Genomic DNA, 15,160 nt, shown 5'->3' with positions numbered 1-15,160 from the left:
GCTTCTCGGGCTTGGCCGCCTGTTCCGGCTCGGCCTGCTGCTCGGCGGCGGGCTGCTTCTTGGCCTTCGGCTTCTCAGGCTTGGCAGCCTGTTCCGGCTCGGCCTGCTGCTGCTCGGCGGCGGGTTGCTCAGGCTTGGCGGTCTCTTCCGGCTCCGCCCCATCGGCCCTTGCGCCTTCGGTCGGCTTCGATTTACGGCCAGCCTGAACCTGCTTCACCTGCTCGATGTCCTTTAGCTTAGCTGGTTTTGCCTTGGGGTCGGCTTTCACCTCACCTTCGAAGACCGCGACCGTGTCATTTTCCAATTTGCCGGACTGCTCGGGCGCGTCGGTCTTGCTGACCTTGACGGCAGTCACATTCTGGTCCGTCTCCTTTTCGATCACATCAACATCAATGACTTTGTTGATCACCACGTTGTTCTGGATGGTCACGTCGCCGGCCGGCTGGGCCGCCTCGACAATCCGCACAAACTCGGACCTATCACGGATAACGGCGACAGAAACGTCGGCAGCAAGGAATTCGCGGCTAGGGACTACCACCCAGTAATAATCCGGCGTCGTGTCGAAGGTCACCTCGATTGAAATCAAGTCCGGATCACGGCGCGGCGGCAGCGGAGCCCAAATGATGTGCTCCCTGTCACGACGCCAAGTTACCCATGCTGGCGCCCAGCGAGTGCCCGGAACCCAGTACCAGCCGATATCGTCGGCATAGCCCCACCGGCCGTAATGGTACGTCGCCCAGCCGAATGGCTCGTCGGATACCCAGAGCCAGCCATACTCCTCTGTATAGACCCAATGGCCCAAGGTATACGGGCGCCAATCGTCAGGTACATCAACTGGCACGAAAACGGTCGCTCCATGATACGAGACCCAATCGCCATGGGACGACAGGTCTTCGTAGAATGTGCTGATCGAAACCTCGGTGGCGGCCCTTGCCTGCGACACTAGCGAGAATGGTGCAATCGGGTTGGGGATATCAACGACCGTAAGCAGACAGGCGGTTACGCCGCCCAGCATCAGCCGTACCGCATTTTGGGCAAGGACGCGTTTCATCCCAGTCTTCCTCCGAAACAGATGCGCCCTTCATCTTAAAAACTCGCCGGCAATCGGATTGTTCCGCCTTGCTCCCGCCAGGGCTCGTGGACCTTGCAAATGGTAGCTATGGCGAGCCATTGAACGTAATCGCCTGATGGCCGAACTTCGCGGAAGCTTAAAGTACCGTCATCAGGTTTTGAGGGCTGATTTGCAGAATTTACCTTTAGTTTTCAGCTGCTTGGCGTGGAAAAGGGACCGTCAGAAGCCCTCTATGACGTGACGGTACTGTCAAAAATCATCGTGGCAATGTGGGTGAGGTCCGGCAACCGGTGCGGCAGCTCCAAACGACGCACACCGATAACCGGCGAAGCTTGCCGGCCAAAACTACTTTTTATCTCAGCGACTTAGATCGAACTCTGGCGCAATTTCAGCGGTGTTCGGATGGGCCTGAATCATTCCCATTCAATCATCAATTAAGGCCGTACCTGATTGTTTCAATTACTTAATTTAACTCACACAACCAGTGAGTACCGTCAAAAATACCGTCAGATTCTTACGCTGTTGAAAAGACTGAAACAATGTGGTCGCTGCCGCGGTATGCACACTTTTGATTGCATCATTTGCGAGCTGCCATTCGGCGAGGTAAAGCTGGAGTTCTCAGAACACAACAAGGACGGTGTTTGCTCATGCTCGACAGCTCTAGGTTCGAGTAGACGCGCGGCTGTATCGGGGGGAATGGGCTGGTAGGAAATGGATGTCGTGCCGCATCACTCTGTCGATCGACCAAGCTTCGCATTGCCTCATCTGCTGCTCGTGGCGATGGCCCCCGATCGGAGATGCGCTATAGGAACACGCGAATTTCGATTCTGCCCTCAACTCTCGGGACCACTCACTCTGAGTAACAACGTCACGCCGATCCCACCTTCCGACGCTATTTTGCGGCAATGCGGCCAGTAAGCGCCGCGCCCGTTCGCGATTTCCTAGTGGTGAAAGTCTGACATTTGGTACCCCACGCGTGGAGCAGCTTAGGCTGAAAGAGCACGTTGCACGACAAATAAACCGCCTATCAGCTAACCACGGACCAGATGGAAGGTCAGCCCCGCAAGGCGGTTTTGGATTTCCCCGAGACCTTGCCCAGTTCCGCTTCCCATAGATCGAAGGGGCTCGCGACAATGGCCACGGACTTTTCCTGACGCAGCGCGGCGCGGCTTCCAGCATCCTTGCCACGAACCTTGTCTCGACCTTCCACAATTCGGTCATGGCGGTGATCGAACCCGTCGCGGCCCTGCGAGATCCCGCTGATGTGCAGGTCGTAGAATTTGCGCCGCAGGTGAGCCCAGCACCCGGCGAGCCGGATTGTTTCATTGCTGCCGGCTTTGTCCCGTGCCTTGACCAGGTTGGTATAGGCCGAGTAGCCATCCACTTGCAGGATACCGCTGAACCCGGCGAGGTGGCGCGCGTGAGCGAATGGCGGATGCCGGTCACAACTCCTGGCGCTCTTTAACTGCCAAACCAAGCGCTTGGCTGAGTGGCACCGCCTTGGAGAACAGGAAGCCCTGAGCGGTTTTGCAGCCAAGCTTGTGCAGAGTTTGCCGATCCGCCTCTGTCTCGACGCCCTCGGCCATGACCTCGATCCCGAGCGTCCGACCAAGATCGATCACGGTTTTGACAAGCAGCCGATCCTCCCGCGATTTGGCTAAACCGCGAATGAAGCCCTGGTCTATTTTCACCTTCCTTATCCGACTGTCCTTGAGCGATGCCAACGTGGAAAAGCCGGTGCCGAAGACATCGAGCGCGATGGAAATGCCGGCATGTGAAAGCCGTCCGAGCTTTTCATCGACCCTGTCCGGGTCCACGGGCGATTCTTCTGTTATCTCAATTTCGAACATCGTTGCAGGGAGGTCCTTTGCCGCCAGACCATTCAGAACCATTTCGTCGATATCGCCGGCCTCCAATTCGCGCGGTGAAACGTTCATCGTCACACGAACATCACGACAGTCAGCTTTCACCAAGGCGTCGATAAAAGCGCAACATTCGGAAAATACAGCTTGAGTTAGCAGCTGGAGCATTCCGGTTTCGCGTGCCGCTGTCATGATTTCGGGCGGAGAGATGGAACCGTGAATCGGATGGGACCACCTTAGCAACCCTTCAAAACCGATCACAGCTTCGGTGTCGAGTCTTACGATTGGCTGGAACCAAGGGCCCAAGCTTCTCGTCTTTATCGCCGAATGAAGATCGCGTTCGATTGACTGGCGGCGTTGCAGTTCCCGGTCGAGCTCGGCATCGAACAGGCAAAATTCGTTCCTGCCACGGCGCTTAGCTGTGTAAAGGGCGATGTCCGCCCGCAACAACATTTCCGTCAGCCCCGGGTTTTTAGCCGAGTATATTCCTATGGATGCCCCGATCCGGACGGAGGCGACGCCAGGATAGGGGCGAGCAAGCTTGGATATGAGATTGGATGCGAGATTGCTGGGAGAAGGCGAATTTCTAAGCGAGGAAAAAACCAGCACGAATTCATCGCCACCGATGCGGGCGAGCGTTGAGCCCTCCGGTGCTTCTTCCTCTATTCGGCGGGCGATCCTGGCAAGCAGCTCGTCACCCGTTCTGTGACCGTAGGTATCGTTGACAGATTTGAACCCATCCAGATCAATCAGCATGGCCACAAAGGGCCCATCAGTGTTCTCAAACTGATCGATTGCATGTTCGAGGCCGCGCCTGTTGAGGAGCGCGGTAAGATGGTCCTCCCTGGAATTGCGCTCCATTTCCGCGGCAAGCCGCTCGGCTTGATGTCTCAGGCGGCTCGCGTCACGGAAGCGCGCTTGTCCAACGAACGAGGCTCGAGCCAGGCCGCCCTCGAAAAGCAGGACGGCAAAAGCCAGAATGTAGTTTTCCAGGGTTCCCTTCGTCAGCAAGCATGCGGCGGCAATGAGGAGTGGCGGTGTGATGAAGTATATCGCTGCCGCAGCATATGAGCTGCCGTACGTGACCGCGCCAGCTGAAATGCCCGCCAGAATTATTAGATGCAGCGATGCTTGAGACGTCGTGTACCCAGCCGTTAGGACGGCAAGGAATGACCAGGTGAATCCCGCCAGAAGAGCAAGCCTGCCAAACCAGCGAAGCCGCAGCCAAACCCGTGTCAGATCATCCTGGACTCCGGGTTCCTTCAGCTGATGACGGGCGAGTGCAAGGCGGGCGGCATTTATCGCATTAACGACCGAAAACCAGGCCGCGCCAGCAAGACCGTTCCCGGAAAGGGCCTGCACGGTCAAAATCAGCCCGGACAGCACAATGCTTATCGGCATTGAGACGAAAAGGCCTGCCCTCAGATCAGCGAGCTGGTCCTGAAGGATTCTCGCCTCCAGCGGATCTTCTTTTTCCAGGGCTGGACGGGTCAGCTTGCTTACTCCTGCTTGTCCGCAGCCTATGCAGCCCCCCTGAAGGACGGGTTAATTCTTCAATCGGAGATCAGCGTCGGGAGCAGGATTACTCCGGCGCATGATGCACTCTCTCCCATCGCTCGCCCAGCACATCGCGCAAAATGCAACTGCTGGTGCAGTATCACCGCTGGAGCTCCGCCGAAATCCCATGCCGGACAAGGGGAACATGTTGGGCAAAGCGAAGCCCCAGATGCCTTGCAAGCCGTGCCGCCAGGTGGTCTCTGGAGTAGAGTCCAACCAGTATGTTCGTTGCATGGTAGAGCGGCGCCGCCGACAGGCGCAGCCGCCTTTCGTATATGTGCAGCATGTCGGGGTCGCCAACATTGCGGCCGTCGCGGCACGCAGTCATGATTCCACGGGCGAGTTGCTTCTGGCTGCTGAGACCGATGTTGAATCCGTGAGCGGTCACCGGGTGCATGCCGATGGCAGCGTCGCCGATGAGTGCGGCGCTCGGGGCCCGGAATTTGTGCGCCCAGGTCGTGACCAGCGGATAGGTATGGCGCTTGCTTGCCAAGGTCATTTTTCCAAGGCGCCCTCGACACAGTTTCGTCAACTCCGACAGGAACAAATCGTCATCGAAGGCAAGCAGTCTATAGGCCTCGTTTGAGCGCAATGTGAGCAGCAGCGACGACACGCCCTCCGCGAGGGGCAATATCGCTATCGTCTGATGGTGATCGAACCATTCGATGGCGATCTGGTGGTGGGCGCGCTCGTGCCTCACTCGGCAAATCAGCATCGAGTGGCCAAGCCGGTTGATATCGGCGCCGATGCCCAGCAGATCACGCGTGGCGGACAAACGCGAATCCGCGGCAACAACAAGCCGAGCAGTTAAACGCGCGCCATTAGAGAGCGTTACGACTGCTCCTTCTTGGCTGTTTGTTGCATCGACGACCGAGTGGCCGCACAACAGCCGGGCGCGATCCTGCAAGCGGACGATTTTGAACAGCGCCTCGCGGATCCGGCAATTTGGAACCAAAACCCCCAGCGGTTCTCCAGAGTTGCTGGGAGGATCGAAACGAAGAGCGAATGCGCTCGAGCCGTTGAGCACGCGCGCGCCTTGAATTGCTGATTTGTCCGAAGCCGGGATGACATCCCAGGCGCCGAGCTCGCGAAGGGTTCTGATCGAAGCGTTGGTCAGCGCGATTTCGCGACCATCGAAAGCCGGATTCGCCAGACTATCGAATGTGTTCTGTTCAACAACTGCCACCTTGAGTTCGCTTTGGGCAAGCGACGCAGCGAACGAAAGGCCGACCGGCCCGGCTCCAACGACAACGATGTCAAAATTGTCGTCAGAGCCCATCAGCGTGCCGCCATCCCGTCGGCTATCCTCGTGTAACGGTGGAACTGAGCCGACTGACATCCGCTGAGCTCCGTGCCCGCCGCCAACGCGTATGATGCTCCGCAGCACATTGACATCACGAGGATCTTCGGCGCTGGATCCGAGCCTTGGAACATTTCTACGAAGTCAGCCCAAAGAAGGCTACCTCGCCCACTGGACGAAGCGATCCCGTCTCCATTGCCGTGCCCAGCGATGTGAAGCACGTCGCACTTCGCCTTGTTCGCTTGGACTACAGCCTCACGAAAATGCTTTCGGTCCAAAGCAATGTGGAGCTCCGCGCGGATGTTGACAGTCTTTAGCATCTTCTGTGTGATCGGTCCGTCCGCCCTGTCGGCGAAGTAGTCATTCGCGTTGTGGCAGTCGATGATGTGAACGGCGCTCATGGGATTCTGCCTATTATTATCGTCGTGACGAGTGGATACCACGTGCGGAACACCGTGATCTGCGCTGAGTTTCGGTGACCGCATTGCTGCAAGGCGCAGGGCCGGAAATTGGCATGGATCGGCAATGAAGCATGCAACCCCATCAGAGGTGGACGCGTCTGGCCGCGATACATAAGTCATGCATTCTCCTTCGAAGACTGGCCTATAAAGCACCACTGATGCGAATATGACCCTGATCTGGATCAGCCAGGGCACGATCAACCGGCACTGGTAGTTCACGCTCGGGTGATCGATCGCGACGCTCAACTTGTTACCCGTGCGCACAGTGCGAAGCTCGTCCGGCCGCGCGAGGTACTCTCGCGGCATCAGCCGCCTCATACTGGGTGCATGGGAAGGCAGTCCTTCGCACGACAGTGGATTTTCACAAATCAATGTAGTGCCCAGCTTAGGTCAAGCTGGTCATGGAGCATGGACAGCTTGTTCCCGACCGAGCCGGCTCGACTGACGAGCGGGATCCGCGCATCTTATGCACAGCGGATTGAAATCAGCGTCCCGGTTTGTCGTCCCGATCAATTAGTATCCGCTCGGCGGCTCCGTCGAGATCTTCGTATTGACCGCTTCGCAATGCCCAGACGAAGCCGGACAGGCCCAGTGCACCCAGAAAAAGGGCCACTGGTATGAGATAGAGCAAGGTCGTCACGAGGATTGTGCCGAATAGCCGACTGCGGAGCGTCTGACTTTTTGAATAACTTGCACCGTCGCATTCGCCATGAAGCCGTGCAAGCGCAATGCGTTTCCAATAACAAGCAGCGATGAGGCAGACATGGCAATCGCCGCTATCAAAGGCGTGACGTGCCCGAGGATGGCGATTGGTACTGCCACCGCATTGTAGACGATTGCGATTGCGATGTTCTGCCGGATCAGGTTTCCTGCCTTGCGCGAGACGCCCAGGGCGAGCGGCACCGCCAGGAGGCTTTCGCGCAGGAAGACGAAGTCTGCCGCGTTGCGGCCAATGTCGACGGCGGTGGCCGGTGCGATCGAGACATGCGCCGCGCTCAGGGCCGGCGTATCGTTGAGGCCGTCGCCAACCATCAGAACCTTGTGCCCAACTTTCGCGAGGGTTTCGATGCGTTCGAGCTTGCCCGATGGCAGCAGGCACGGAACGAAGTCGTCGATATCCAGCAGCTTTGCCACTTCGGCGCAGGCTGCGGCGGTATCGCCCGACAGCATTTGCATCGACACCCCGGCATCGTTCAATCGCTTGATCGCCGCCGCCGCGTCGGCGCGCAGCGCATTCTCGAAATCGAAGGTCGCGACAATGAACCCGTCTTTTGTCAGGGCCGTTCCACCATAGCCATGTTTGCCTTCACCTCCGGTCCGGGCCTTCCATCCAGCCCATCCGCGTCGACCCAGCCGCCAGGTGCTTCCGGCGACAGTGGCTTCGATCCCGAACCCCGGATGCTCTGTGACGGCATCGAATTTGTGTTGCCCGCCAGGAGCGGCAAAGCCGGTCATGGCCTTTGAAAACGGGTGACGCGAATGCGCGGCCATGTCGGCGGCGATTGCCAGCATGCCCGGATCAATCGAGTCCGCATTGACCAGCCGGGGCTGGCCGAGCGTGAGCGTGCCGGTCTTGTCGAACACGGCAGTATCGATCGCCGCGAGGCGCTCCATGGCCGAACCGTCCTTGACCATGATACCGCTCTCGAAAAGCCGCCGCGCCGCGACCACTTGGACGATCGGCACGGCGAGGCCGAGCGCGCAGGGGCATGTGATGATGAGAACAGCGATGGCGATCGTCATCGCCCGGTGCCAGTCGCCGGTCGCCGCCATCCAGCCCAGGAATGTCACGAAGGCGGTGAGATGAACCAGGGGCGCGTAGAGTGCCGACACGCGATCAGCGATGCGGCGATAGTGCGCGCGACCGCCCTCGGCGGATTCCATCAGCCGAACCATCTCCGCCAGGAACGAATCCTTTGCGGCGGCTGTCGCCTGGATCGTCAGCGGGCCGGTAAGATTGAGCACGCCGGCCTGTACTGCTTCGCCCGGCGCCACGTTTTTCGGCGTGCTTTCGCCTGAGGCCAGCGAGCAGTCGAGATCCGACGTTCCCTGGATGATCTTGCCGTCGACGGGGATCCTCTCACCGGCCGCGATCAACAACCGCATGCCTGGTTCGATCTCGCCGACCGGCAGATAGTCGCGCGCGCCGTCGCCGCGCATCACCATTGCGCCACGCGCGGCCATCTGAGACAGGCCCTTCACGGCAGTCCGGGCACGCTCCCGCATCACATGATCCAGCGTGCGCCCGATCAAAAGGAAGAACAGCAGCGATACCGACGCGTCGAAATAGGCGTGGTCGCCATGATTGATCGTCTCATAGAGGCTCATGGCATAGGCGAGCGAAACACCGACCGCGATGGGCACGTCCATATTCATGCGACCATGGCGCAAAGCATTCCAGGCCGAACGGAAGAAGATTCCGCCGGCGAAGGCGAGGGCAGGAATGGCGATCAGCGCCGAGACCCAGTGAAACAGGTCGCGGGTAGCACCTTCGGCGCCGGACCAGACAGAGACCGAAAGCAGCATGATGTTCCCCGCCGCAAAGCCGGCAACAGCGACAGCGCGGATCAGTTCGGCAAGCGTCTTGTCCTTGTCATCGACCTCGGGTGTGAACAGATGCGCCTCGTAGCCCAGCCTGCCAAGCGCGGCGACGAAGGGTGGCACCTCGTCTCCTCGCCACCGGACCGCGACCCGCTTCGTCGACAGGTTGACGCGCGCGCTTTCGACGTGATCGAGCTTTCCAAGTGCCGCCTCGATCGTCTGGATACAGGCGGCGCAATGAACCGTCGGCACTGAAAGATCGGTCTGCCGAAGATCATCGCCAAGCGATCGGCTCGCCAACCTGATCTCCTGGCTGGATGGCAGGACCGACGTGGCGCCGTTCAGATCCAGCGCCATTTCAGCGCCCGGTGCACAACAGCTCATTGCAGCGCTCCATGAGAAATCATAATCCTGCGGACGTCGCGATAGGGTCGTGTCAGGCCGGCATCGGTGTCGACTTCGACGATCCAGACGCCGTCCTTCGGCATATGCTGGGCGGCGAACTCCTGGCCGGAGGCGAGGGCGAGCGTGACGGACTTGTCCTCTTTCTCGTAGGCGGGATGACGAAACAGCACCTTGACGCCGTGCAGAGGAACCGGCTTGCCTGCAGCGTCGGAGAGGCTGTAGCGGACTTCGCCCCATGCGATGGTCAGCTTGCCGGTCCAACCGAGCGCTGCTTGAGCGCGGCCGGCCTCGGCCTCCTTGTTGAATTGCTGGCTGGCCACATAGGTGTTCTCGACGACGAGGCCGGTCCAACTCGTATTGGCGAGCGTGGCCATGGTCAGGTTGACCGCGATGACCACCCCGAAGAAGGTGAGAATGATGGCCAGCATGTGCCTGCCGGTGAATTCGCGAGGCTTTTGGGCATTGGCGGTCATTTGGCGGCCTCTGGCGCGTTGAATGTGGCGGCGTACTCGTTCGACTCGAAGCTCGCCTTATCCTCGACACGGAACTTGAAGGTCTGTGCCGGGGCGTGGATCTGGTCCGCCGGTTGGCGAACGAAGACCTTCAACGTTTTCAGGCGGTCGGGTTCGACCGGGATGGCGAAAGACCGGCCGGCCGGGATGTCGTCGCCGACGACGACCATGTCGGCACCCTCCAGACCCTGCATGGTGACGACGATTGTCCTTGGCTCAGGGATCATGTTGAGCAGCTTGACGCTATAGCCATTGCGGATGGAGCCATCGGATAGTGTGACGAATTGCGGATTGCGGTCATGCAGCACGTTCAGTTCGAGCCGATCGCGCGTCAGCAGCGAATAGAGCAGGCCCAGCCCGATCAGCGACCACAAGCCCATGTAGACGTAGGTGCGCGGCCGGAAGATCTTGCGAATGTGAAAATGCGCCACCTGATCGGAGAAGGTGCCGACAGCAGTCCTGACCAGCGACGGATTGATTGAACTGGAGCCGCCTGCGGTCGCCAGCATCATGTTGGCGTTGTAGTCGGAGAGCGTCGCGTAGGAGATCAGCCCGCGCTCCTTGCCGAGCTTGTCCATGACGCCGTCGCAGGCGTCGATACACAGCGCGCAGGTAATGCATTCGAGCTGCTGGCCGTCGCGAATGTCGATTCCCATTGGGCAGACCGCGACGCAGGCATTGCAGTCGACGCAGTCGCCGACGGACTGCCCCGAGGCTTGCACCTTCTTGGCGTGGCGCGATCGCGGCTCGCCGCGCCAGTCATTGTAGGTGACGGTGAGCGAATTCTCATCGAGCATGGCTGCCTGGATGCGCGGCCATGGGCACATATAGGTGCAGACCTGTTCGCGCATCAGGCCGCCGAAGGTGTAGGTCGTCGCCGTCAGCACGGCGATGGTGATGTAGGCGACAGGTGCGGCGGTACCGGTGAAAAGCTCGCCCACAAGTGTTGGTGCATCAGCGAAATAGAAAATCCAGGCGCCACCGGTCGCCGCCCCTATGACAAGCCAGATGGCGTGTTTCGAGACCCGCAGCATCAGCTTGCGGGCGGTCCAGGGGCCGGCATCGAGTTTCATGCGGGCGTTGCGGTCCCCCTCAATCGCACGCTCGACGACAAGGAACAGATCGACCCACACGGTCTGCGGACATGCATAGCCGCACCAGGCACGGCCGACAGCAGAGGTAATCAGGAAAAGTCCAACACCGGCCATGACCAGGAGGCCGGCCACATAGAAGAATTCCTGCGGCCAGATCTCGATGAAGAAAAAGTAGAAGCGCCGATTGGTGAGATCGAGCAGCACGGCCTGGTCCGGGGCAAATGGGCCACGATCCCAATGCAGCCACGCAGTCAGGTAATAGATGCCAAGTGTGATCGTCATCACCAGCCATTTGAAGCGGCGAAAGTTGCCCGAGGCGCGCTTCGGAAAGATCTTTTGACGCGCGGCATAAAGGGGCTTGCGGGTTTTGGCGGCATTGACAGTTTCTGTTTCGAGCCGTGTCAACTGCGTCTTGTCACGCACGTGCAACTCCACTTTCCCAGCCAATGTCAGGGGCACCTGTCGAAAAGCCTCGCGGTAGGACAGCCTTGCCGGGTTGTGCAGATCGCATTAGGAATGGTGTCGAGGCCCGGCTCGCGCCGGGCCTCGTCCGCTTGGCAGGGGTGACCGAAGAATAGGGCTTCCATTCCTATTCTCCGCCGCCAAGCGAATGGACATAAACTGCAAGTTCCTTGACCTTGATCTCGCCGAGACGGCCAACCCAGGCCGGCATGACGCCCTGCTTTGGCGCACGAACCTGGGCGGCGATGGCCGTCTCGCCGGACCCGTAAAGCCAGATCGCGTCAGTCAGGTCGGGGGCGCCGAATTCCCTGTTGCCTTTTGCATTGTCGCCGTGACAAGCGACGCAGTTCTCGGCAAAGACCTTGGCGCCGGGTTGGATCAGACTTGCATCGCGGACCTTGCCGGAAAGGCTGGCCACGTAGGCGCTGACTTGTGCGATCTGGTCGGCGGTGATGATGTCGCCGAAGGCCGGCATTTCTGACAGTCGCGTGTCCGGATCGGAAGCAAAGCGGAGGCCGTGCGTGATCGTCTGCTTGATCTGGTCGGGGCTGCCGCCCCAGAGCCAGTCATCGTCATTCAGGTTGGGAAAGCCCTTCGACCCCTGAGCGCCGGAGCCGTGGCATTGCGTACAGTTGACCTTGAACGCGGCAGCCCCGGCAGCGACCGCGAATTCGCGCAAGGCATCGTCGGTCAAGATCTCCGAGACGCTCTTTGCCTGGATGGCTGCAACATACTTGCCCTTGGCGGCCTCGGCCGCGGCAAGGTCGTTCTTGACGTCCTTACGGCTTGAATAGCCGAGCATGCCCTTGGTTGCCGAGGTCAGCATCGGCCATGCCGGGTATGCGGTCGTATAGACGAGCGCCCACGCTATGGTGACGTAGAAGGTAATCACCCACCATCGCGGCAGAGGATTGTTGAGCTCCCTGATGCCGTCCCATTCATGGCCGGTGGTTGAGACGCCGGAGACCTCATCGATGTGCTCGTCGCTCATGATCACTCGTCCTCGAGCGGAATGCGGGCAGCTTCGTCGGCCAGCCTTCGGCTGCCGGGGCGTAGGGCAAAGGCGATGCACCCGACGAAGAACAGCGCCATCGCAACCAGGCCCCAGCTGTCGGCAAACGCCCGCATCAAATTGTAGGTCATCAGCGTTCTCCTCAGCGGTAGCCGGCGGCTTCGTCGTAATTTTTGAAGTCGACCAGTGTGCCAAGCATCTGCAGGTAGGCGAGCAGGGCATCCATTTCGGTGACCTGTTGCGGGTTGCCGTCGAAGTCGCCGATCTTGACTTTGGGGTAACGCGCCTCAAGGCCTGATGTGTCGGCATTGGGATCGGCCTGCGCCGCCAGATCCGCATTGGCGTGCGCGATCATGTCATCGGTGTAAGGGACGGCTACACGCCTGTTGGCGACCAGATGCGTCGAGAAATCCTTCACGTCGATCGGCGTGTCTTTCAGGAACCCATAGCTCGGCATGATCGATTCCGGCACCACCGAGCGCGGGTCGGTAAGATGCGCGACATGCCATGCATTCGAGTAGCGGTCGCCAACTCTGGCGAGATCCGGCCCGGTGCGCTTCGATCCCCACTGGAAGGGGTGATCGTACATGGACTCGGCAGCCAGGCTGTAGTGGCCATAGCGCTCAACTTCGTCGCGGAACGGCCTGATCATCTGGCTATGGCAGAGAAAGCAGCCCTCGCGCATATAGATGTTGCGCCCGACAAGTTCGAGCGGCGAATAGGGGCGCATGCCTTCCACCTTCTCGATCGTATTGTCGAGATAGAAGAGAGGCGCTATCTCGACGATACCGCCGACCGTCACCACGAGCAGCGAGCCAACGAGAAGAAGCGTGGCGTTCTTCTCGATGATTGCGTGTTTGTCCATCAAGCCCATTACCTGGCTCCTGATCGCGCAGGTCGGATGGCGACGGGGCTCGGCATCGGCTCCTCCTCGCGCTGGTGGCCGAGGATGGTCATGGTGATGTTCCAGGCCATGATAAGGGCGCCGGAGAGGTACATGGCCCCACCGATGGCGCGCATGACGTAGTATGGGTGCATGGCAGCGACGGTTTCGGCGAAGGAATAGACCAGGAAGCCCTGCTGGTCGTATTCACGCCACATCAGGCCCTGCATGATGCCTGACACCCACATGACCGAGGCGTAGACGACGATCCCGAGTGTCGCCAGCCAGAAGTGCCAAGTGACGAGCCGCAGCGAGTAGAGCCGGTGACGGTTCCAGAGCTTCGGCACCATGTAGTAGATTGCGCCGAACGAGATCATGCCAACCCAGCCGAGCGCGCCCGAATGGACGTGGCCGATGGTCCAGTCGGTATAATGCGACAGCGAATTGACCGCCCTGATCGCCATGATCGGGCCTTCGAAGGTCGACATGCCATAGAAGGCGACGGCCATCACCATCATGCGGATGATCGGATCGGTGCGCAGCTTGTCCCAGGCGCCGGACAGCGTCATCAGGCCGTTGATCATGCCGCCCCAGGACGGCATCCACAGCATGATCGAGAACGCCATGCCGAGCGTCTGCGCCCAATCTGGCAAGGCGGTGTAGTGCAGGTGATGCGGGCCAGCCCAGATGTAGAGAAAGATGATCGCCCAGAAATGGACGATCGACAGCCGGTACGAATAGACTGGCCGGTTCGCCTGCTTGGGCACGAAATAATACATCATGCCAAGGAAGCCGGCGGTGAGAAAGAAGCCGACCGCGTTGTGGCCGTACCACCATTGGGTCAGCGCGTCCTGGACCCCGGAAAAGGCGGAGTAGCTCTTGGAGCCCAGGAACGAGACTGGCATCGACAGGTTGTTGACCACATGCAGCATCGCGATGGTCACGATGAACGACAGGTAGAACCAGTTGGCGACGTAGATATGCGGTTCCTTGCGCTTCAGGATCGTGCCAAGGAACAGAATGAGGTAGGCGACCCAGACGATGGTCAGCCAGACATCCACATACCATTCGGGTTCGGCGTACTCGCGGCCCTCGGTGATGCCGAGCAGATAGCCGGTCGCGGCCATGACGATGAACAGCTGGTAGCCCCAGAAGACGAACCAGGCGAGATCACCGCCGAAGAGGCGGGCGCGGCAGGTGCGCTGCACGACATACAGAGACGTGCAAAGCAGCGCGTTGCCACCGAAGGCGAAGACGACACCGGATGTATGCAGCGGCCGCAAACGGCCGAAATTGAACCAGGGCTGGATGTTGAGATCGGGATAGGCGAGCTGAAGCGCGATCACCACGCCGACCAGCATCCCGACGACACCCCAGAACACGGTGGCGATCGCGCCGTAGCGGATCGGACCATCCATGTAAGCGGATGGGTCAATCGGAGCTGCTGGCTTGAACTCCGTGTTGCGCAACAGGATCGCAGTGAAACCAGCCACTGCGAAGAACAACACCCACATATGTCGGCGGAAAGGTTCATCCACGCCGAAGCCGGCGGCCACCAGGGCCGCAAAAGCGAACACGCTTAGAAGGACGATCTCTGTGCCGAATTTCATTGCAGATCCCGATCTCGAATCTGGTGGATGCCAAATCCGCAGCGCACTAATTGCGCAGCCGCCGCCCCCTCGCCCTGATCTATGTCAGGCCGCACGATTTTGTGTCGGCGGCGCAATCAGCAGGTGGCGAATGAACGAGGAACGCAGCGCGGGCTCACCCCCTCATGGAAGGCGTTCCCTGGGTTGGGCGGGCGCAGACGCGATCGATTGAGGCGAAAGCTGAGGCTCTGCGACGCGTTGGATGCTATTGCCGATGCCCTGCCAAACGTTGTTCGGATCCCATTGGAAACGAACGCGATCGTTCGGCCGAGCCGTGGCAGCTTAAGGACCGTGCTTCGCCGGTATGTGCCGAAACACACCTGGCGATTGGTCGTCGTCCCTATCAACGC

General features: G+C 59.7%; 13 protein-coding genes. All 13 read right to left on the bottom strand.

All coding sequences use genetic code 11. From position 1 onward, the window contains the following. Positions 1 to 1,051: DUF6600 domain-containing protein (locus EOA60_RS02440; protein WP_348632701.1), on the bottom strand; the 1,051-nt coding region annotated here is incomplete at its 3' end. A 1,075-nt stretch (positions 1,052 to 2,126) separates the two neighbouring features. Further along, on the bottom strand, positions 2,127 to 2,549 hold the full coding sequence (locus EOA60_RS37330; protein WP_259979747.1) for a transposase: 423 nt from the start codon (positions 2,547 to 2,549) through the stop codon (positions 2,127 to 2,129). Then, positions 2,515 to 4,320 (bottom strand): EAL domain-containing protein, encoded by a 1,806-nt coding sequence (locus EOA60_RS02430; RefSeq protein WP_245459151.1) that lies wholly within the window; start codon positions 4,318 to 4,320, stop codon positions 2,515 to 2,517. Before EOA60_RS02430 ends, EOA60_RS37330 begins: the two co-directional genes overlap by 35 nt. 271 nt (positions 4,321 to 4,591) lie before the next feature. Further along, positions 4,592 to 5,773: a 5-demethoxyubiquinol-8 5-hydroxylase UbiM gene (ubiM, locus tag EOA60_RS02425; protein ID WP_189350574.1), complete on the bottom strand. Its 1,182-nt coding sequence runs from the start codon at positions 5,771 to 5,773 to the stop codon at positions 4,592 to 4,594. Beyond that, positions 5,770 to 6,498: a hypothetical protein gene (locus EOA60_RS37325; RefSeq protein ID WP_128344425.1), complete on the bottom strand. Its 729-nt coding sequence runs from the start codon at positions 6,496 to 6,498 to the stop codon at positions 5,770 to 5,772. Before EOA60_RS37325 ends, ubiM begins: the two co-directional genes overlap by 4 nt. Positions 6,499 to 6,736: 238 nt before the next feature. Next, positions 6,737 to 6,892 carry a cbb3-type cytochrome oxidase assembly protein CcoS gene (gene ccoS / locus EOA60_RS02420; protein ID WP_084831491.1) on the bottom strand — a complete coding sequence of 52 codons (156 nt, stop codon included), beginning with the start codon at positions 6,890 to 6,892 and terminating at the stop codon, positions 6,737 to 6,739. After that, a complete protein-coding gene (locus tag EOA60_RS02415; RefSeq protein WP_091595777.1) occupies positions 6,889 to 9,177 on the bottom strand; it encodes a cation-translocating P-type ATPase in 2,289 nt (762 codons plus the stop codon). The genes ccoS and EOA60_RS02415 overlap by 4 nt, the downstream gene beginning before the upstream one ends. Next, positions 9,174 to 9,671: a FixH family protein gene (locus EOA60_RS02410; RefSeq protein ID WP_091595779.1), complete on the bottom strand. Its 498-nt coding sequence runs from the start codon at positions 9,669 to 9,671 to the stop codon at positions 9,174 to 9,176. Before EOA60_RS02410 ends, EOA60_RS02415 begins: the two co-directional genes overlap by 4 nt. Continuing rightward, entirely contained in the window at positions 9,668 to 11,227 is a 1,560-nt protein-coding gene (ccoG, locus tag EOA60_RS02405) for a cytochrome c oxidase accessory protein CcoG (RefSeq protein WP_029354962.1), read from the bottom strand. The genes EOA60_RS02410 and ccoG overlap by 4 nt, the downstream gene beginning before the upstream one ends. Before the next feature lie 166 nt (positions 11,228 to 11,393). Then, a complete protein-coding gene (gene ccoP, locus EOA60_RS02400; RefSeq protein WP_029354960.1) occupies positions 11,394 to 12,257 on the bottom strand; it encodes a cytochrome-c oxidase, cbb3-type subunit III in 864 nt (287 codons plus the stop codon). Between the two features lie 2 nt (positions 12,258 to 12,259). After that, a complete protein-coding gene (locus EOA60_RS02395; protein WP_024502864.1) occupies positions 12,260 to 12,409 on the bottom strand; it encodes a cbb3-type cytochrome c oxidase subunit 3 in 150 nt (49 codons plus the stop codon). Between the two features lie 11 nt (positions 12,410 to 12,420). Next, the gene (gene ccoO / locus EOA60_RS02390; protein WP_091595781.1) at positions 12,421 to 13,152 is read right to left on the bottom strand and encodes a cytochrome-c oxidase, cbb3-type subunit II; all 732 of its coding nucleotides are present in this window, start codon (positions 13,150 to 13,152) and stop codon (positions 12,421 to 12,423) included. Continuing rightward, on the bottom strand, positions 13,152 to 14,771 hold the full coding sequence (gene ccoN, locus EOA60_RS02385; RefSeq protein ID WP_091595783.1) for a cytochrome-c oxidase, cbb3-type subunit I: 1,620 nt from the start codon (positions 14,769 to 14,771) through the stop codon (positions 13,152 to 13,154). The genes ccoO and ccoN overlap by 1 nt, the downstream gene beginning before the upstream one ends. Between the last annotated feature and the right edge of the window lie 389 nt (positions 14,772 to 15,160).

Source organism: Mesorhizobium sp. M1A.F.Ca.IN.020.06.1.1 (assembly GCF_004023265.1).
Classification (GTDB): Bacteria; Pseudomonadota; Alphaproteobacteria; order Rhizobiales; family Rhizobiaceae; genus Mesorhizobium.
Note: the sequence above shows the minus strand (reverse complement) of the source record. Positions and strands in the feature narration are given on the sequence as shown.

Coding starts and splice junctions, on each gene's coding strand:
- EOA60_RS02415 (WP_091595777.1), bottom strand. CDS start 9,177: ATGAGCTGTTGTGCACCGGGCGCTGAAATGGCGCTGGATCTGAACGGC.
- ccoO (WP_091595781.1), bottom strand. CDS start 13,152: ATGGGCTTGATGGACAAACACGCAATCATCGAGAAGAACGCCACGCTT.
- EOA60_RS02395 (WP_024502864.1), bottom strand. CDS start 12,409: ATGACCTACAATTTGATGCGGGCGTTTGCCGACAGCTGGGGCCTGGTT.
- ccoN (WP_091595783.1), bottom strand. CDS start 14,771: ATGAAATTCGGCACAGAGATCGTCCTTCTAAGCGTGTTCGCTTTTGCG.
- ccoP (WP_029354960.1), bottom strand. CDS start 12,257: ATGAGCGACGAGCACATCGATGAGGTCTCCGGCGTCTCAACCACCGGC.
- EOA60_RS02410 (WP_091595779.1), bottom strand. CDS start 9,671: ATGACCGCCAATGCCCAAAAGCCTCGCGAATTCACCGGCAGGCACATG.